Below are 18,226 nucleotides of genomic sequence, written 5' to 3' on the forward strand. Positions count from 1 at the left end.
GAATCGGATGGGCCCGGGTCAGGCTCCGCCGCTCGACGAGGACGCCGCCGCGGTCGCGCGGCGCCGCATGATGAACGAGACCCAGAGCAGGAAGACCTGCTCGGCCTGCGGGATCGCCGGATCGACGTCGAGCGTCGGACGGTTGCTCCAGAAACTCGCCTTGCCGCCTGTGCCGACCTCCGACCCGTCGCGGAGTACGCGAAATCCGCTGTGCAGGAACCCCATCGGCTCGATGCGGTACGTGCGCGCGCCGGTCCGAATGTCCCATGCCTGCCGCAACACGGAGGGGCGCGATGCGACCAGCCGCGGTTCGGGCTCGCCGGCGAGCCCGGCGACCAGTTCGCCGTGCTGCTTGCGGAACGTCCACTGCCGGCCGTCGATCTGTGCCTCGGCCCGTTCGCGCATCGACGCCGGGCGGACCGAAGCCACCTCGCGACCGTCCCCGGTGATCGGTACAACGCCCGCCGAACGGCGTCCCCATTCGAGTGTCGGCACCTACATCCCGCCGCCGGCGGCGAACCCACCGTCGAACGCACTCGGGCTCGGTCCCATCGTGGAGGCACCGGGGCCGGCGGTGTGCTTGGCGCCGCGGTGTTTCGCGCCGACGAGCCAGAGCAGGAACACCTCGTGCTCGACCGGGATGCCGATCGAGATCTCGACCGCGGCGCGTGCCGGCCGGCCGCCCGACGCGGTGCCGATCTCGCTCCCGTCGCGGCGTACCACGTAGCGGCGAGCGCCCGAGCGTTCGACGTCGTACGCGACGTCGGCGGTCTGGATCCGCCACGACCTGCGGCCCTTGCGGACGGCCTGCAGCGTAGGCTTCTCCGCGCCGCTGCGTTCGGCCCAGAGCGCGCCACGAGCGGCGTAGAACAGCCACCTCGCACCGCCGATCTCGACCTGCGCGTCGTCGCGCTGGGCCGCCGGGCTCAGGGTCGCGACGGTGGAACCGTCACGTACGACGGGTCTCGTGCCCGCCTTGGTTGGTCCCCACGTGGTCATGAACTCACCTCGGAAACAATTGTGGCGGGTCTTCGACGGCATCGCCACTGCGATACCGCCGAGAAACCCGCCACGTCGACGCTTGGCTCAGCTCACGCCCAGCGCTGCTCGCGAGGGGTGAAGTCGAGCGTACGGTCGCCGGTGTAGATCTGCTTCGGTCGCGCGATCTTCTGGTCCTTGTCGTCGACCAGCTCGAGCCATTGGGCCAGCCACCCGGCCGTACGCGGGATCGCGAACAGCACGGTGAACATCTCCGGCGGAAACTGCAGCGCCTCGTAGATCAGACCCGAGTAGAAGTCGACGTTCGGGTAGAGCTTGCGGGAGACGAAGTACTCGTCCTCGAGCGCGATCTTCTCCAGCTCGACGGCGATCTCGAGGAGCGGGTTGACGCCCGTGACCGCGAAGACGTCGTCGCAGGCCTTCTTGATGATGGTGGCCCGCGGGTCGTAGTTCTTGTAGACGCGGTGGCCGAAGCCCATCAGGCGCTCCTTGCCCTCCTTCACGCCCTCGATGAACTCCGGCACCTTGTCCTTGCTGCCGATCCGACGCAGCATCCGCAGCACCGCCTCGTTCGCCCCGCCGTGCAGCGGGCCGTAGAGAGCGGCGATGCCCGCCGAGACGGCGGAGTACGGGTCGACCTGGCTCGAGCCGACCGAGCGGACGGCGTTGGCCGAGCAGTTCTGCTCGTGGTCGGCGTGCAGGATGAACAGCACCTCGAGCGCCTTCACGAGCCGCTCGTCGGCGACGAACTTCGGCTCGCTCATCTTGAACAGCATGGCGAGGAAGTTCTCGGCGTACCCGAGCTCGTTGTCGGGGTAGATGTACGGCTTGCCCTGCGCATGCCGGAATGCCCACGCTCCGAGAGTGGGCATCTTCGCGATCATGCGCACGATCTGCAGGTGGCGCGCCTCGGTGTCGAAGATGTTGCGCGCCTCGGGATAGAACGTCGACAGTCCTCCGACGCCCGACAGCAGCATGCCCATCGGGTGTGCGTCGTAGCGGAACGCCTGCATGAGGTCTTTGACGTTCTCGTGCACGAAGGTGTGGAACGTGATCTCGTGCTGCCACGTCTCGTACTCGTTCTTCGTGGGGAGCTCGCCGTGGATCAGCAGGTACGCGACCTCGAGGAAGTTCGACTTCTCGGCGAGCTGCTCGATCGGGTATCCGCGGTACTCGAGGATGCCCTTGTCGCCGTCGATGTAGGTGACGGCACTACGACACGATGCGGTGTTGGTGAAGCCGGGGTCGTAGACGGCCACTCCGGGTTCGTCGCCTTCGGTCTTGATCTTGCCGAGGTCGGACGCCCGGATGGCGCCGTCGGTGATGGGAATTTCGTACTCCGTGCCCGTCCTGTTGTCGCGGACGGTCAACGAGGAGCCGGCAGCGGTGCCAGCGGAGGCAGTGTCTTGTGACACGACGGCTCTCCTAGGGGTCTCAGGGCCCGCGGTCGCAGGCCGGAACGCCCCGACCGACAAGTCCGCGGTTGCGCAACCCAGCTCAGGACGTCTTGCGTCTTAGATTCTTTAGTGGAGTCCAACCTAAACCCGATCGGATGGTGGGACGATGGGGGGTGCGCGTACGCGCACGAGGGGCTGCGGCCGCGTACGTACGACGGGCCGACCGACGCGCTCTGCATGGCAAGCGGCTGCATTGCACGGCGAATTCGGCATGCACGGTGACTGTTTACCATGTTTACATGGTAAACATCCGTCGACCGCTCCCCGTTTTGACCGCCTCCAGCCTCGGGAGGTACCCTGAGTGGTCGTTGTGCTCATCGCCGACGAACTCCCGCCTGCGGCAATCCGGTTGACTGGCCGATGCGCTCTGGGTGGGCCAGACAGACTCATCGATTCGAAACGAAGGTCAACCACCGTGCCTACGTACAGCCCGAAGCCTGGCGACGTCCAGCGTGAGTGGCGCGTCATCGACGCCGAAGACGTCGTGCTCGGCAAGCTCGCCGTCCAGGCTGCGACGCTGCTACGCGGCAAGCACAAGCCGACGTTCGCGCCGCATCTCGATACCGGCGACTTCGTCGTCATCGTGAACGCGGACAAGGTCGCACTGTCGGGCAACAAGCGCGCCGACAAGGTGGCGTACCGGCACAGCGGTTTCCCGGGCGGGCTGAAGTCGGCATCGGTCGGCGACCTGCTCGAGAAGGACTCGCGGAAGGTCGTCGAGAAGGCGGTCTGGGGCATGCTGCCGAAGAACCGTCTCGGCCGCGCCCTGATGAAGAAGCTCAAGGTGTACGGCGGCCCGGAGCATCCGCACAAGGCGCAGCAGCCGCAGCCGTACGAGATCACCCAGATCGCTCAGTAGAGCCCGACCCGTAAGTCCGAGTGAGGAACCCCGTGGCAGACACGACATCGCAGACCGCCGCCGAGACAGAGGCCGAGGCCGTCGAGTACACCACCGACGACCGCGGTGTGGCGTACAGCTCCGAGAGCGCGGCGTCGGCCGATGCTCCCCTTCGCCCGGCGACGATCGCCCCGGCGGCGGCGACCGGTCGGCGCAAGCAGGCGATCGCGCGCGTTCGCATCGTCCCCGGTAGCGGTCAGTGGTCGGTCAACGGTCGCGACCTCGCCGGCTACTTCCCGAACAAGCTGCACCAGCAGATCGTCAACGAGCCGTTCGTGCTCGCCGAGCTCTCCGACCGGTTCGACGTGATCGCCCGCGTGAGCGGCGGCGGCATCACCGGCCAGGCGGGTGCGCTGCGCCTCGGTGTTGCTCGCGCGCTCAACTCGGTCGACGCCGACGCGAACCGTCCGACGCTGAAGAAGGCCGGCCTGCTGACCCGTGACGCGCGCGTCAAGGAACGCAAGAAGGCCGGTCTGAAGAAGGCCCGCAAGGCGCCGCAGTACAGCAAGCGCTGATTCCCGGCGGCATCGTGGGCCGGTTGTTCGGCACCGATGGGGTTCGCGGGGTCGCCAACCGCGATCTGACCGCCGAGGTCGCGGTCGACCTCGCGGTGGCGGCGGCGCATGTGCTCGGCGAGGCAGGTGCGTTCGCCGACCAGCGGCCGGTCGCGGTCATCGGCACCGATTCCCGCGCCTCCGGTGAGTTCTTGGAGTCCGCGGTCGTCGCGGGCCTTGCTTCTGCCGGTGTCGACGTCCATCGGATCGGCATCCTGCCGACGCCCGGCGTCGCGTACCTCACCGCGGCGCTCGAGGCCGATATCGGCGTGATGATCTCGGCCAGCCACAACCCGATGCCCGACAACGGCATCAAGTTCCTCACCCGTGGCGGTCACAAGCTCGACGACTCCGTCGAGGACGCGATCGAGCGGCGCCTCCGTGAGCCGTGGGACCGCCCGACCGGGGCTCGGGTCGGGCGAGTCGGCCTCAGCGACACGGCGCGCGCGACGTACGTCCGCCACCTGATCGGTACGGCCGACGTCTGGCTCGACGGGCTCACGATCGTGGTCGACTGCGCCAACGGTGCCGCCAGCCAGGTAGCGCCCGAGGTGCTCCGTGCGTGCGGGGCGGACGTGATCGCCATCAACGCTGCGCCCAACGGCATCAACATCAACGACGGCTGCGGTTCGACGCACATGGAGCAGCTGCTGGCCGCGGTCGTCGAGCATGGTGCGGCCGCGGGCTTCGCGTTCGACGGTGACGCCGACCGGTGCCTGGCGGTCGACGCCGAGGGCAACCTCGTCGACGGCGACCAGATCCTGGCGATCCTGGCGCTCGCCAGGCACGACGACGGTGAACTCGTCGACGACACCGTCGTCGGCACGGTGATGACCAACCTCGGGTTCGTGCAGGCGATGACCGCCGCCGGCATCGAGGTCGTACAGACCGCCGTCGGCGATCGCTACATCCTGGAGGCCATGCGGTCGCGCGGGTTCAACCTGGGCGGCGAGCAGTCCGGTCACGTGATCATGTCCGACCACGCGACGACGGGTGACGGCGTGCTGACCGCGCTCCAGCTCGCCGTACGCATGGCGCGTACCGGCAGCTCGCTCGGTGAGCTCGCGGGCGCCATGACCCGACTCCCGCAGGTGCTGGTCAACGTCGACGGCGTCGACAAGACCCGTACCCAGATCGAACCCCGCCTCGTCGCCGCGGTCGCCGCGGCCGAGGAGCGCCTCGGTGCGGACGGTCGCGTACTCCTGCGGCCGTCGGGCACCGAGCCGGTCGTACGCGTGATGGTCGAGGCCACCTCGCGGGAGACGGCGGAGGGTGTCGCGGGCGAGCTGGCGGGCGTCGTACGCGAGACGCTCTCGCTGTAGTGGTTGGTCAAATAGACATTTGTTATGCCAGGGCATGACAAATGTCTATTTGAGGTCGCGCGGATCGGGTCGCTGGAGGCCCGGGTACGGTGGCGGCCATGCCGACCCCCGACTTCATTCTCGCGCTGCGCGAGAAGATCGGCCATGCGCCGCTGTGGCTTCCCGGAGTGACCGCGGTCGTCCTCGACGGCACCCGGGTGCTGCTGGTACGCCGCGCCGACAGCGGTGAGTGGACACCCGTCACCGGGATCGTCGACCCGGAGGAGCAGCCGGCCCGTGCTGCGATCCGCGAAGTGCTCGAGGAGACCGGTGTCGTCGCCGAGGCCGAACGCATCGCGGGCGTGGGCGTGGCCCCGTTGCGCGCACATGCGAACGGCGACCTCGCCGCGTACCTCGACCTGACGTTCCGGTGCCGTTACGTCGCGGGAGAGGCGCAGGTCGGCGACGACGAGTCGGTCGAGGTCGGCTGGTTCGAGCGCGACGCGCTGCCGTCGATGCGCGACGAGTTCCACGAGCGCATCGCCGCCGCACTCGACGACGTGCCCGCTGCGCACTTCGTACGCTGACCGTCGACAAACCGGGTGCGGCGGCGCGTACCCATCCGTACGCTGACGCGCGTGACGATCGAGACCGTCGACCTGTTCGACGACACCGCGTTGCGCGAGGCCCACGACGTGACCCTTGCCGACGCCGCCGCCCGGCCGTACGCGACGCCGTGGACCTGGCAGGAGTACCGCACCGCGGCACGGACGCCCGATCCGTGGTCGGTGCTGCGCATGCTCGGTGCTCGTGCCGCAGACGGCGTGTTGGTCGGCGTCGCCGAGGCGTGGTTTCCCCAGCGCGACAACACCACGATGGTGTGGGCCGACCTGAGCATCCTGCCGTCGCGCGCGGACGACGTCGGTGTTGCCGCGCTCCTGGACGCGTTCCACGATCTGGCACGCAGGCACGGCCGGTCGGCCGTTCACGTCATGGCGGGCGTGAGTCGTGACGAACGGACGAGCCCGAAGAGCCGTGCGCTGGAGTCGGCGGGCTACGGCCTCCTGCTGACGAACGCGCACCGCATCCTCGAGCTCCCGATCGATGTCGATGAGATGGGCTCTCTGAGCGACGCGGTTGCAGCGCGGCACGCCGCGTACCGGATCATCGCGTGGCACGGCACCTGCCCCGAGCAATGGATCGACGAGTACGCGGACCTGCGTGCCCGCATCCTGCTCGACGCACCCGACGGCGGAGCCGGTTTCGAGCGTGAGGACTACGACGCCGAGCGGGTGCGACACGAGGAGGCCGAGCTCGAGGCACAGGAACGCGTGCTGTACACCGCGATCGCCATCGCGCCCGACGGCGCTGTGGCCGGGCACAGCCAGCTCGTCGTCCCGGGCACCGACGAGGCGAACGCGTTCCAGTGGGACACCCTGGTGCTCGCCGCGCATCGCGGCCATCGACTCGGCATTGCCCTCAAGGCGCGCAACCTGGGCGAGGCCGCCGACGCGTTCGGGCCGCGTACCGTGCTGCACACGTTCAACGCCGAGGAGAACGCACCGATGATCGCCGTCAACGAGCGGCTCGGGTTTCGGCTGGTTGACTACCTGGGTGAGTTCCGGATCGAGCTCTGACTCGCCCCGGTCGTCAGGCGAGCGGATCGAGCGTACGAAGGCCCGGGAACCGGGCGAAAGCACGATCGAGCGTCACGAACGTCGCCCCGTGCTCCATCGCGATCGCCGCGAGGTACGCGTCGGGCACGTCGTTACCCCGCAGTCGGTGTGTCGTGACCAGCTCGCCAAAGATCGACCAATGCCGCGCGCCGGGTCGAACGGCACTGACGGCGGGGGCGTCGAGCAGGGCGTTGCCGAACCGGACGCAGTCCTCCGGCGTGGACGGGTCGGCGAAGATCCGCCGTTGGGTGACGATCCGCGTCATCGCCGCCAGTACGAACTCGGTGACTCCGATCGGCTCGGTGCCGTTGACCCGATCGCTCAGCCAGGTCTCGATCCGCCCGGATTCGGTGGATCGGATCGCGTGGACGCAGATGTTGACGTCAAGGAAGAGCACGGGTGTCGCGTTCGTCGTCGCCCAGTAGCTCCGCCATCTGGTCCTTGTCGTAGAGGTCGACCCCCGGTCGCAGGCCCGGCGGGTCGTACTCGAAATGCGGCAGCTCGTAGCGCTCGCCGGTCTGCCGTGTCTCGTACTCGTCGATCAGCCTTCGCAACGCATCCTCCAGCACCGACCCGATGGTGCGATGGCTGCGCGCGGCGATGAGCTTCGCCTCGGCGAGGAGATGCTCGTCGATATTGACCGTCGTACGCATGGATGCATCATATCATCACGCCACTGTCATCATGATGCGGATGCTCGGTCGGCGCAGTACGTACGCGGGCCGCGGTCGGCATACGCTCGGGCGCCGCCGCTCGACCGATTCCCGAGGACCCCATGAGACGTACGCTCGTCACCGCCGCACTCGCCATCGCACTCGTCGCACCCGTTGCTGCACCCGCGCAGAGCGCACCCGACGATCCGCACGTCGCGACCCAGGAGTCCCTGGACGCACTGCGCAGCGACTGGACCGCACCCGGAGGTGTCGTCGTGGCGGGAGATCGCGACGACGAGTGGACGGTCAGCAGCGGCACCGCTGCCATCGGACAGGATCGGCCGATCACGGCGACCGACAAGTTCCGCGTCGGGAGTCTGACCAAGACGTTCACCGCGTCGATCGTGTTGCAGCTTGTCGACGAGGGCGAGGTCGATCTCGACGAGCCGATCGAGACCTACCTTCCGGGCGTCGTTCAGGGCGCGAACGACGGCACCGAGATCACCGTCCGCAACCTGCTGCAGCACACCAGTGGCATTCCCGACTACCTGCAGATCGAGCGGATGCTCGACCCGCGCAACCAGTTCCGTCCGCACACGCTGGCCGAGATCGCGTCGTGGGGTCTGGAGAAGCCGTCGGAGTTCGAGCCGGGCACGGAGTACCGATACTCGAATACCAACTACATCGTCGCCGGAATGCTGATCGAGAAGGTCACGGGCAGGTCGTACGACCAGGAGCTGAACGACCGCATCATCGGGCCGCTCGGCCTCACTGACACGTACCTGCCGGAACCGCAGCACAAGCAGCTCGTCGGACCGCAGGTGCGCGGATACTTCGGCCAGCAGTTCGCGTACCTCGATGTCACAGAGCTGATCGAGCCGTCGATGGGACTCAGCGGCGGGGGGATCGTCTCCACCGGCGCCGATGTGGCGGCGTTCATGCAGGCTCTCGCGGACGGCACGGTGGTACCGCGACCCCTCCTGCCCGAGATGCGTACGCCGAACGACCTGCCGGGAAGCGCGCCGAAGTACGGCCTCGGCGTCGACGAGTTCGAGTTGCCGTGCGGCGGCGTCGCGTACGGGCACTACGGCATCTGGCCCGGCTACCAGACGATCGCGGCGGCGACCGACGACGGCAGGCACGCGTTCGTCGGGATGAACGTGCTCAACTTCGCAGACGGCAGTGCGGGCATGAGCGGACGCGAGATCCTCGGCCGTGCGAACACCATGGTCACCGCGCTCTGCGACAACGGGTGATCGTCGGCTCACTCCCCGCGGAGCGTGTGCAGCGAGTCCGCCAGGCGGTCGCGCTGATTCTGCAGATCCGCCAGCCGACCCTCGACAACCGCCAGCCGCTCGGCGTACGTCTCAACGGCGTCGCCGGGTTCGTCGCAGTCGTTGAGGTCTCGCAGCCTCAGACAAGGCTCGAGTCGTTTGATCCCCTCGATCGTCAGCCCGCGACCGAGGAGCGCCGTGATGTTGCCTACGCGCTGCACGGCCGACTCGTCGTACTCGCGCCAACCGGCGGGGCTTCGAACCGTGGAGATCAGCCCGCATTGCTCGTAGTAGCGCAGGGACCGCCGGCTCGCGCCGGTCCGTTCGGCGAGCTGTCCGATCCGCATCCGCATCCTCCGACTTGCACTTGACACCCGTGTCAGTACCTAGCGTCGACACCATGGAGATTCATTCCGAAGAACGGCCGGCACGCACCGCCCTCGTGACCGGGGGCGGGTCGGGCATCGGTCGCGCGACGGCGTTCGCCCTGGCCACGGTCGGTTTGGACGTACTCGTCACCGGGCGCAGACCGGATCCGATCTCAGAGACGGCGTCAACGCATGCCAATATCCGTGCGTTCACCGCGGATGCGGCGTCCGCCGCCGACGTCGACGAAGCCGTACGCATCGCCGCCGAGCGGCACGGCCGGATCGACGTCGTCGTGAACAACGCCGGAACAATGCACCCGGGCGGCCTCGACGAGTTCGTACGCGCGGACGCGGTCGAGATGTGGGAGACGAACGTGCTCGGGCCGACTCTCGTCGCGCGAGCGGCCCTGGAACACCTTCGTGCGACCTGGGGCGTGATCGTCAACGTGTCGAGCACCTTCGGCGCGAAGCCGGCGCCGTACATCGGGCAGTACGGTGCGACCAAGGCGGCACTCGAGCAGCTGACGCGAAGCTGGGCGCTCGAGCTCGCCGGTGACGGTATCCGCGTCAACGCCGTCGCTCCGGGCCCGACGGAGAGCGATGCCCTCGCGGCCAGCGGGATGTCGGAGGCCACCATCGAACAGGTGAAGGCGACCGAGCGCGAGCGCATCCCGCTCGGTCGCCGCGGTTCCCCCGACGACATCGCGGCGATCGTGGTCGCCCTGTGCGATCCGTCCGCTGCCTGGGTCACCGGTCAGGTGATCGGCGTGGACGGTGGGTTCGCGCTCGCCTGAACCCGATCACAGCTTGCGCAGCCGTACCCACCGCACCGAGTGGTCGGAGTCCTTGCGGAGCACGAGCGTCGCACGGCCGCGGGTCGGTGCGATGTTCTGCTTCAGGTTGGGCCCGTTGATCGTGTCCCACAGCGTCTCGGCCCGCTCGATCGCCTGGTTGTGGTCGAGCCCTGCGTACCGCACGAAGTACGACGCGGGGTCGCGGAACGCCGTCTCGCGCAGGCGCAGGAACCGGTTGACGTACCACTGCCGGATGTCGCGGTGGGACGCGTCGACGTAGATCGAGAAGTCGAAGAAGTCGCTGATCGCCAGCCCTGGGCGTCCGTCTCCGCGCATCCGTGCGGGCTGCAGCACGTTGAGGCCCTCGACGATCACGATGTCGGGGTGGTCGAGCGTCACGACGTCGTCGGTCACGTCGTACTTCAGGTGTGAGTACAGCGGCGCCTCGATCACCTCGCGGCCGGACTTGACGTTCATCACGAACCGCAACAGGGCCTTGCGGTCGTACGACTCGGGGAAGCCCTTGCGTTCGAGCAGCTCGCGTCGACGCAGCTCGGCGTTCGGCAACAGGAACCCGTCGGTGGTGACGAGGTCGACCCTTGCCTTCGGGGCCGTGTGCGAGAGCAGCTCGCGGAGCAGCCGCGCCGTCGTGGACTTGCCGACGGCGACCGACCCGGCGAGTCCGATGACGTACGGCGTGCGCTGGGGCTGCGGTCGATCGAGAAAGCGCTCGGTAGCGGCGTGCAGCTCGTGCGCGAGTCGTACCCGCATCAGGATCAGCTTGGTCAGCGCGAGGTACACCTCGCGTACCTCGTCGAGGTCGAGCTCGTCGCCGAGTCCGCGAACCGCGTCGATCTCCTTCTCCGACAGCGGTTGCGACGTTCCGTCGGCGAGCCGGGACCAGTCGGATCGGTCGAGCTCGACGTACGGGGACGTGTCGTGCCGGGACATCGAGGGGTCCGCCATGGCGACCATTGTCCCGTGCCCCCGTGGCGTGCGGCGCAGCGCATCGGAGAGAGACGCCACTGGGTAGGCTGTCGGGCATGTGTGGAATCGTCGGGTACGCGGGTTCGCGGTCTGCCCAAGACGTCGTCGTCGGCGGGTTGCGCAGGCTCGAGTACCGCGGGTACGACTCCGCGGGGGTCGCGCTCGTCACGCCCGGCGGCCTGGTCTCGCGCAAGCGCGCAGGGAAGCTGACAAATCTCGACAAGCTGCTCGCAGAGGCACCGCTGCCGACCGCGCACACGGGCATCGGGCACACCCGTTGGGCGACCCACGGTGCCCCGAACGACCTGAACGCGCACCCCCACCTCGACTCGTCGGGACGGTTCGCGGTCGTACACAACGGCATCATCGAGAACTTCGCCGAGTTACGTGCCGAGCTGGAGGCGAAGGGCCGTGAGTTCGCCTCCGAGACCGACACCGAGACCGTCGCCCACCTGCTTGCCGAGGAGATCGGACCGGCGGGCGACGACCTCGCCGAGGCGGTACGCGCGGTCGCTCGCCGACTCGAGGGGGCGTTCACGCTGGTGATCGCCGATGGCGAGCAGCCGGGCCTCGTGGTCGGGGCGCGCCGCAACTCACCGCTCGTCGCTGGACGCGGTGACGGTGAGAACTTCCTCGCCTCCGACGTCGCCGCGTTCATCGACTACACCCGCGAGGCCGTCGAGCTCGGCCAGGATCAGGTCGTCGCGATCACCGCCGACGCGATCTCGGTCACCGACTTCTCCGGTGAGTCGGTCGAGCCGAGCACGTACCACGTCGACTGGGATGCCTCTGCCGCCGAGAAGGGCGGCTTCGACTGGTTCATGCTCAAGGAGATCGACGAACAGCCGCAGGCGGTCGCCGACACGTTGCTCGGCCGGTACGCCGCCGACGGCAGCCTGCAGCTCGACGAGATGCGGTTGTCCGACGACGAGCTGCGCGATATCGACAAGGTGATCATCATCGCGTGCGGCACGGCGTTCTATGCCGGTCTGGTCGCGAAGTACGCGATCGAGCACTGGACCCGCGTGCCCTGCGAGGTCGAGCTGGCGTCGGAGTTCCGGTATCGCGATCCGATCGTCGACCGCTCGACTCTGGTCGTCGCCATCAGCCAGTCCGGCGAGACGATGGACACGCTGATGGCGATCCGCCACGCTCGTACGCAGCGCGCCAACGTCCTCGCGATCTGCAACACCAACGGCTCGACCATCCCGCGGGAGTCCGACGCGGTGATCTACACCCACGCGGGCCCGGAGATCGCGGTCGCGTCGACGAAGGGCTTCCTGTCTCAGGTGGTCGCGTGCTACCTGCTCGGGCTGTATCTCGCGCAGGTACGCGGTGCGAAGTTCGGCGACGAGATCACCGCGATCATGCACGAGCTGGAGAGCCTCCCGGCGGCGATCCGGCGCGTCCTCGACGACGGCGAGCAGGTACGCGAGCTTGCTCGCGAGCTGGTCGACAAGCGGTCCGTGCTGTTCCTCGGCCGGCATGCGGGCTACCCGGTCGCGCTCGAGGGGGCGTTGAAGCTCAAGGAGCTCGCGTACATCCATGCCGAGGGTTTCGCCGCGGGTGAGCTCAAACACGGGCCGATCGCCCTGATCGAGGACGACCTTCCGGTGTTCGTGATCGTCCCGCCGCGCGGTCGCGACCAGCTGAACGAGAAGGTCATCAGCAACGTGCAGGAGATCCGCGCCCGCGGGGCACGCACGATCGTGCTGGCCGAGGACGGTGACGAGCATGTCGTCCCGTATGCCGACCACCTGATCCGGCTGCCGCGCGTACCGACGCTGATGCAGCCGCTCGTGGCGACCGTGCCGCTGCAGCTGTTCGCGTGTGAGCTCGCCGATCGGCTCGGTCACGACGTCGACCAGCCGCGCAACCTGGCCAAGTCGGTCACCGTCGAGTGAGCGCGCCCGTGCGTACGCCCGTTCGCTCGAGCTCCCGCCCGCTGGGCCGGACGTTCGAGCGCGACACGCCGGGCGTTTCCCACTCGAACGTCCGGCCCACGGGGCGGGAGAGCCCATGATCGTCGGGATCGGCATCGACGTGGTCGAGATCGAGCGCTTCGCCGAGACGCTGCGCCGCTCGCCCGCGGTGGTCGAGCGGCTCTTCCTGCCGGCCGAGGCGGAGCTGGCGCCGGGCTCGCTCGCGGGGAGGTTCGCGGCCAAGGAGGCGCTCGCAAAGGCGCTCGGCGCTCCCGCCGGACTCCACTGGGTCGACGTCGAGACGTACGTCGAGAACTCCGGACAGCCACGGCTCGCGATGCGCGGCACGGTGCTCGCGCGGGCAACGGAGCTCGGCGTCGTCAGCTCGCACGTGTCGATCTCCCATGACGGCGGGATCGCGTCGTCGGTCGTCGTTCTGGAGGGGCGAGGAGAGAGCGAGGAACGAGCGGGTCGACGAGCGCGACCATCAAGTCTGGAGGGGCGAGGAGAGAGCGAGGAACGAGCGGGTCGACGAGCGCGACCATCAGGTCGGGAGGGCTGATGCGGTACGCGCACACGGTCGAGTCGGTACGCCGCGCAGAGGCGGCCCTGATGGCGACGCTGCCTGCCGGCGCTCTCATGCAACGCGCCGCCGCCGGGCTGGCAGCCGTGTGCATCGACGTGCTCGGATCGGTGTACGGCGCCCGAGTCGTTGTCCTGGTCGGCTCCGGCGACAACGGTGGCGATGCGCTGTACGCGGCCGCACGGCTCGCCTCTCGCGGGGCCGCGGTCGAGCTCGTCGTCCTCAAACCCGAGGCCGCGCACCCCGACGGACTCGCGGCCGCGCTCCGGGCCGGCGCCCGACGTACCGACAAGCCCGCATGGGACGGTGTCGACCTGCTGGTCGACGGGGTCGTCGGCATCGGGGGGCGACCCGGCTTGCGCGACCCGGCGCGCACGCTGATCGAGGACGCGCGGGCCGCAGGCACGTACGTCGTCGCGGTCGACGTACCGAGCGGTGTCGACGTCGACGGTGCGACGCTGCCCGAACCGCACGTCACGGCCGATATCACGGTGACGTTCGGCACCCACAAACCCGCGCTGCTGGCCGCGCCGGCGGTACGGGCAGCCGGTTGGGTCCAGCTCGTCGACATCGGCCTCGTGCCGTACCTCGACGAGGCCGGGCTCGAGTCCGTCGAGTCGGCCGACGTACGCGCCGCGTACCCGTTGCCGTCGGGAGAGTCGCACAAGTACACCCGCGGCGTCGTCGGTGTCGACGCGGGATCCGACCGCTACGCCGGCGCGGCCGAGCTGTGCGTTCGCGGTGCGCAGGCGGGTCCGGCGGGCATGGTTCGCTTCGGCGGGCCGGACTCCGTCGCGGCCGAGATCGTCGCCCGTCGGCCGGAGGCGGTGGCGGGGCGCGGACGTGTGCAGGCCTGGGTCGTCGGGTCCGGTACTGCCGACCGTGCCGATTCGGCGCTGCGGGCCGCCGCGGCCGACGAGGTGCCGGTCGTCGTCGATGCCGACGCGCTCGCGTACTGGCGGCCCGGCATGGTTCGCGGCGCGCTGCTCACACCGCACGCGGGTGAGCTCGCGCGAATGCTCGACGTCGAGCGCTCGGTCGTCGAGGCCGCGCCGCTCGCGTACGCCCGGCAAGCAGCCGAGCGGCTCGACGCGACCGTGCTGCTCAAGGGCAGCAACACCCTGATCGCCGAACGCGATCGACCGACCCGGGTCGTTTCGACGGGTACGCCCTGGCTCGCGACGGCCGGTGCGGGCGACGTACTCGCGGGACTCGCCGGCTCGCTGCTCGCCGCCGGACTTCCTGCTCGCGACGCCGGGTCCCTGGCCGCCTGGCTGCACGGTGCGGCGAGCCGGCGCGCCGCCGAGTACGGTCGGCCGATCACGGCCGGAGACGTCGCGGGGGCGATTCCGGCCGCAACCGCGGCCGTCCTGTCCGCACCCGCCACCCCCGCCCCGTGGGCATGACGTTTCAGCCCGATTCCTCGCGAGACAAGGGCAGAAACGTCATGCCCACGGGGCGGGAGCGCGGGCAGTGTGCGGTACGCAAAGGCGCACCTGAGAGAATCGACCGCGATGTCACGCCACGATCCGGCCGCTGAGGCCGTCGTCGATCTCGACGCGTACGCCCACAACCTCTCCGTCCTCGGTGAGGCGGCGCGTGGTGCGCGCATGATGGCGGTGCTCAAGGCCGACGCATACGGGCACGGGCTGGTGGAGTGTGCGCGTACCGCGCGCGCCAACAGCGTCTCGTGGCTCGGCGTGACGACGATCGCGGAGGCGCTCGAGCTGCGCGAGGTCGCCGACGAGGGCCGCATCCTGTGCTGGCTGTACCCGCCGGGCGCCGACTTCGCCTCCGCCGTCGAGCATGACATCGACCTCGCTGCATCGTCGGCGGCGCAGCTCGGCGAGATCGTCGCCGCGGCGGCCGGACGCCGCGCGCGCGTCCACCTCAAGGTCGATACGGGCATGTCGCGCAACGGCGCGCTCGGCGCCGACTGGTCGCATCTGGTGACGGCGGCGGCCACGGCCCAGCGCAAGGGCGCGATCGAGGTGGTCGGCGTGTGGTCCCACCTGGCGTGTGCGGACGAGCCCACGCACCCGTCCGTCGCCGCCCAGGAGCAGGTGTTCCGCGAGGCGGTCGTCGAGCTCGCCTCCGCCGGCATCGAGCCGGAGCTGCGACACCTCGCCAACTCGGCCGCAACACTCACCCGGCCCAGCGCACACTTCGACCTCGTACGCGTCGGAATCGCCAGCTACGGCCTGACGCCGGCACCCAATGTCGCGTCTTCGAGCGAGTACGGCCTGCGGCCGGCGATGACCCTGCGCGCCCGGCTCGCACACGTCAAGCGGGTGCCCGCCGGATCGGGCGTCTCGTACGGCCACACCCACGTCACGTCGGCCGACACGACCCTCGGCCTCGTTCCGGTCGGTTACGGCGACGGCGTGCTCCGCGCGCTGTCCAACCGGGCGTCCGTGTGGTGCGCAGGCGACCGGCGTCCGATCGTCGGCCGGGTCTGCATGGACCAGTTCATGATCGACCTCGGCGACACGGAGATCGAGGTCGGCGAACCAGTGACCCTGTTCGGCGCCGGCGCGGAGGGCGACCCGACGGCACAAGACTGGGCGGACGCCGCCGACACCATTTCGTACGAGGTCGTCACCCGCATCGGCGGTCGCATCGAGCGCCGCCATCTCGGAGCAAGAGCATGAACCTACTGACCAAACGAACGCTCGGCATCTCCGCGGCGCTCGTGGGAGTAGCCGCGGCAGGCGTCGCGGCCGAGCTCGTCGGCCGTCGTCGGCAGTCGCGGCGACTCGAGGCGGGGGAGGAGATCCCCTTCGGGTCCCTGCACTCAGAACCCCAACCGGTCGTCGCGAGCGACGGCGTACGCCTGCACGTCGAGGTCGATGAACCCGATGTGCCGGTCGACCCGGCGGTGCCCGATGGTTCGCGTCTGCGGGGCTCGCAAGCTCACTCCTTGCCCCTCACGGTCGTCTTCGCGCACGGCTGGGTCCTCGACCTCGACAGCTGGCACTTCCAGCGCGCGGCTCTCCGGGGACGAGTACGGATGGTGTTCTACGACCAGCGCTCGCACGGCCGGTCACAACGTTCAACCCGCAAGGGCTCGAACTTCGACCAGCTCGGCCGCGACCTGCGCGACATCATCGAGGCGACCACGCCCGACGGCCCGGTGATTCTCGTCGGGCACTCGATGGGCGGAATGACGATAATGTCGCTCGCCGAGCAGTTCCCCGACCTCGTACGCGAGCGGGTCGCCGGCGTACTCCTGTGCGGTACGAGCGCGGGTGGGTTGCTCCCGCCGGGCACGCCGCTGCGGCGCGCACAGCCCGTCGTCGAGAACCTCGCGGTCGCGATCACGCCCATGCTCGCGGTGGGTCGCCGGCTCGGCAGCAACCGGTCGTCGCGGCGCTTCACCGTCGGCCCGGATGCTCCGGTCGAGTACGCCGAGATGACCGCGCAGATGCTGCGGCGTACGCACACGCACGTACTCCTCGACTTCCTGCCCAACTTCGGCCGGCTCGACGCGTACGAGGCACTCGCCGCGCTGCCGGGCGAGGCGACCGTCGTCGTCAGCGGCACGCACGACCAGATCACGCCGCACAAGCACAGCCAGCGCATCGTCGACCGGCTCCCGGGTGCGCGGCTCGTCGTCGCCGACCGCGCCGGGCACATGGTGCAGCTGGAGCGCCACGAGCTGGTCACGGCGGTGCTCGAGGACCTCATCGAGCAGGCCGTCGAGACGCAGCAGGAGACGGCATGACCGCGCTCAACCGGCACGCGCTGAACGTACTCGACGCAACCCCTGATGACGCCGAGGCAGTGCTCGCGGTGATCCGGCTGTCGTTCGGCGCGCGGCCGGTCCTCGACCCGCCGTCGACTGCCGGCGACGAGACGATCGAGTCGGTCGCGGCCGCGCTCGAGGAGTCCGGTGGCCTGCTCGTCGAGCGGCGTGGCAAGCCGATCGGGGCGATGCTGTTCGACGAGTCGCGGCCGCGGATGCTCGGCTTCCGCCGGGTGAGCGTCGATCCCGATCACCAGGACCGCGGTGTCGCGTCGGCAATGGTCGGCGTCGCCGAAGACACCGCCGAGGAACGCGGCTGCGACGGAATCTGGCTCAGCGTACGAGAGGAGCTGCCCGACAACGTCGAGTTCTGGACCCGTCGCCGCTACATCCCGATGCGGCGCAACGCCGAGATGATGGAGTTCGGGAAGACATTGTGGCTGGGCCGCGAGCTCCCGACCGCGCAGTCGACGCGGTCGTTCGGCGAGGCACTTGCGACGTTGCTGCAGCCGGGCGATGTGCTGCTGATGTCCGGCGAGCTCGGCGCCGGGAAGACGACGCTGACGCAGGGCATCGGTGCGGGGCTGGACATCCGCGGCCCCGTGACGTCGCCGACGTTCGTCATCTCCCGCAAGCATCCCAACCTCGGCGACGGCCCGCCGCTACAGCACGTCGACGCGTACCGCATCGGTGACTCCGCGGAGCTGGACGATCTCGACCTCGACATGGCCACCGAGTCGTCGGTCACCGTCGTCGAGTGGGGCGAGGGCAAGGCCGAACAGCTCGCCGACTCGTGGCTCGAGGTACGTCTCGAGCGCCGCAAGGGCACGGTGCTCGATCCGCTCGGCACGATCGTGCCCGAGGACTCCGGTGAGGACATGCGGGTCGTCACGGTCAAGCCGCATGGCAAGCGCTGGGTGTGGGAGCCGCTGCGCTCGACGCTGCTCGCCTGACCGGCGCGTTTGCGATCGGGGACGCCCGGCTCTCGTGCGGTTTGCGAGCGGGGACGCCCAGA

20 protein-coding genes are annotated in these 18,226 nt (G+C 69.3%); 13 read left to right on the plus strand and 7 right to left on the minus strand.

Features of this window, described 5'->3' with window-relative positions; genetic code table 11:
- Positions 1–18: 18 nt before the first annotated feature.
- The 3 genes from L0C25_RS14865 to L0C25_RS14875 all read right to left on the minus strand — a co-directional run bounded on the left by L0C25_RS14865 (position 19) and on the right by L0C25_RS14875 (position 2,414).
- Positions 19–429: a hypothetical protein gene (locus L0C25_RS14865; protein ID WP_271632455.1), complete on the minus strand. Its 411-nt coding sequence runs from the start codon at positions 427–429 to the stop codon at positions 19–21.
- 66 nt (positions 430–495) lie between these two features.
- Entirely contained in the window at positions 496–999 is a 504-nt protein-coding gene (locus L0C25_RS14870) for a hypothetical protein (protein ID WP_271632456.1), read from the minus strand.
- Between the two features lie 92 nt (positions 1,000–1,091).
- Positions 1,092–2,414, minus strand: coding sequence for a citrate synthase (locus L0C25_RS14875; RefSeq protein WP_271632457.1), 1,323 nt, complete (start codon positions 2,412–2,414; stop codon positions 1,092–1,094).
- A gap of 457 nt (positions 2,415–2,871) precedes the next feature.
- On the opposite strand from L0C25_RS14875, the gene rplM reads away from it, so the two are divergent.
- From rplM to L0C25_RS14900, 5 genes are all read left to right on the plus strand, one after another.
- Positions 2,872–3,315, plus strand: coding sequence for a 50S ribosomal protein L13 (gene rplM, locus L0C25_RS14880; protein ID WP_271632458.1), 444 nt, complete (start codon positions 2,872–2,874; stop codon positions 3,313–3,315).
- Between the two features lie 32 nt (positions 3,316–3,347).
- A complete protein-coding gene (rpsI, locus tag L0C25_RS14885; protein WP_271632459.1) occupies positions 3,348–3,869 on the plus strand; it encodes a 30S ribosomal protein S9 in 522 nt (173 codons plus the stop codon).
- Between the two features lie 14 nt (positions 3,870–3,883).
- Entirely contained in the window at positions 3,884–5,230 is a 1,347-nt protein-coding gene (gene glmM / locus L0C25_RS14890) for a phosphoglucosamine mutase (protein WP_271632460.1), read from the plus strand.
- A gap of 98 nt (positions 5,231–5,328) precedes the next feature.
- Positions 5,329–5,796, plus strand: a complete 468-nt coding sequence (locus tag L0C25_RS14895) for an NUDIX hydrolase (RefSeq protein WP_271632461.1) — start codon at positions 5,329–5,331, stop codon at positions 5,794–5,796.
- 51 nt (positions 5,797–5,847) lie between these two features.
- Entirely contained in the window at positions 5,848–6,846 is a 999-nt protein-coding gene (locus L0C25_RS14900) for a GNAT family N-acetyltransferase (protein WP_271632462.1), read from the plus strand.
- Between the two features lie 13 nt (positions 6,847–6,859).
- Here the strand turns inward: L0C25_RS14900 and L0C25_RS14905 are convergent, their stop codons facing one another.
- Both L0C25_RS14905 and L0C25_RS14910 read right to left on the minus strand, forming a co-directional pair.
- Positions 6,860–7,282: a TA system VapC family ribonuclease toxin gene (locus L0C25_RS14905; RefSeq protein WP_271632463.1), complete on the minus strand. Its 423-nt coding sequence runs from the start codon at positions 7,280–7,282 to the stop codon at positions 6,860–6,862.
- Positions 7,269–7,538 (minus strand): type II toxin-antitoxin system VapB family antitoxin, encoded by a 270-nt coding sequence (locus tag L0C25_RS14910; protein WP_271632464.1) that lies wholly within the window; start codon positions 7,536–7,538, stop codon positions 7,269–7,271. Before L0C25_RS14910 ends, L0C25_RS14905 begins: the two co-directional genes overlap by 14 nt.
- 122 nt (positions 7,539–7,660) lie before the next feature.
- Here L0C25_RS14910 and L0C25_RS14915 point away from each other — a divergent pair, with 122 nt between their 5' ends.
- Positions 7,661–8,794: a serine hydrolase domain-containing protein gene (locus L0C25_RS14915; protein WP_271632465.1), complete on the plus strand. Its 1,134-nt coding sequence runs from the start codon at positions 7,661–7,663 to the stop codon at positions 8,792–8,794.
- An 8-nt stretch (positions 8,795–8,802) separates the two neighbouring features.
- Here the strand turns inward: L0C25_RS14915 and L0C25_RS14920 are convergent, their stop codons facing one another.
- Positions 8,803–9,159, minus strand: a complete 357-nt coding sequence (locus tag L0C25_RS14920) for a MerR family transcriptional regulator (RefSeq protein ID WP_271632466.1) — start codon at positions 9,157–9,159, stop codon at positions 8,803–8,805.
- 53 nt (positions 9,160–9,212) lie between these two features.
- Here L0C25_RS14920 and L0C25_RS14925 point away from each other — a divergent pair, with 53 nt between their 5' ends.
- Complete coding sequence (locus L0C25_RS14925; protein ID WP_271632467.1) at positions 9,213–9,974, plus strand: SDR family NAD(P)-dependent oxidoreductase; 762 nt, start codon at positions 9,213–9,215, stop codon at positions 9,972–9,974.
- Between the two features lie 6 nt (positions 9,975–9,980).
- Here the strand turns inward: L0C25_RS14925 and coaA are convergent, their stop codons facing one another.
- Complete coding sequence (gene coaA / locus L0C25_RS14930; RefSeq protein WP_271632468.1) at positions 9,981–10,940, minus strand: type I pantothenate kinase; 960 nt, start codon at positions 10,938–10,940, stop codon at positions 9,981–9,983.
- Between the two features lie 77 nt (positions 10,941–11,017).
- On the opposite strand from coaA, the gene glmS reads away from it, so the two are divergent.
- The 6 genes from glmS to tsaE all read left to right on the plus strand — a co-directional run bounded on the left by glmS (position 11,018) and on the right by tsaE (position 18,164).
- Positions 11,018–12,865, plus strand: a complete 1,848-nt coding sequence (glmS, locus tag L0C25_RS14935; protein WP_271632469.1) for a glutamine--fructose-6-phosphate transaminase (isomerizing) — start codon at positions 11,018–11,020, stop codon at positions 12,863–12,865.
- A 115-nt stretch (positions 12,866–12,980) separates the two neighbouring features.
- A complete protein-coding gene (locus L0C25_RS14940) occupies positions 12,981–13,445 on the plus strand; it encodes a holo-ACP synthase (protein WP_333908542.1) in 465 nt (154 codons plus the stop codon).
- Positions 13,445–14,872 (plus strand): NAD(P)H-hydrate epimerase, encoded by a 1,428-nt coding sequence (locus tag L0C25_RS14945; RefSeq protein ID WP_271632470.1) that lies wholly within the window; start codon positions 13,445–13,447, stop codon positions 14,870–14,872. The genes L0C25_RS14940 and L0C25_RS14945 overlap by 1 nt, the downstream gene beginning before the upstream one ends.
- 108 nt (positions 14,873–14,980) lie before the next feature.
- Positions 14,981–16,117 (plus strand): alanine racemase, encoded by a 1,137-nt coding sequence (gene alr / locus L0C25_RS14950; RefSeq protein ID WP_271632471.1) that lies wholly within the window; start codon positions 14,981–14,983, stop codon positions 16,115–16,117.
- Entirely contained in the window at positions 16,114–17,190 is a 1,077-nt protein-coding gene (locus L0C25_RS14955) for an alpha/beta fold hydrolase (protein ID WP_271632472.1), read from the plus strand. Before alr ends, L0C25_RS14955 begins: the two co-directional genes overlap by 4 nt.
- Positions 17,187–18,164, plus strand: a complete 978-nt coding sequence (gene tsaE / locus L0C25_RS14960; protein WP_271632473.1) for a tRNA (adenosine(37)-N6)-threonylcarbamoyltransferase complex ATPase subunit type 1 TsaE — start codon at positions 17,187–17,189, stop codon at positions 18,162–18,164. The genes L0C25_RS14955 and tsaE overlap by 4 nt, the downstream gene beginning before the upstream one ends.
- The last annotated feature ends 62 nt before the right edge of the window (positions 18,165–18,226 follow it).

The organism is Solicola gregarius (assembly GCF_025790165.1).
In the GTDB taxonomy this organism is placed as follows: Bacteria; Actinomycetota; Actinomycetes; order Propionibacteriales; family Nocardioidaceae; genus Solicola; species Solicola gregarius.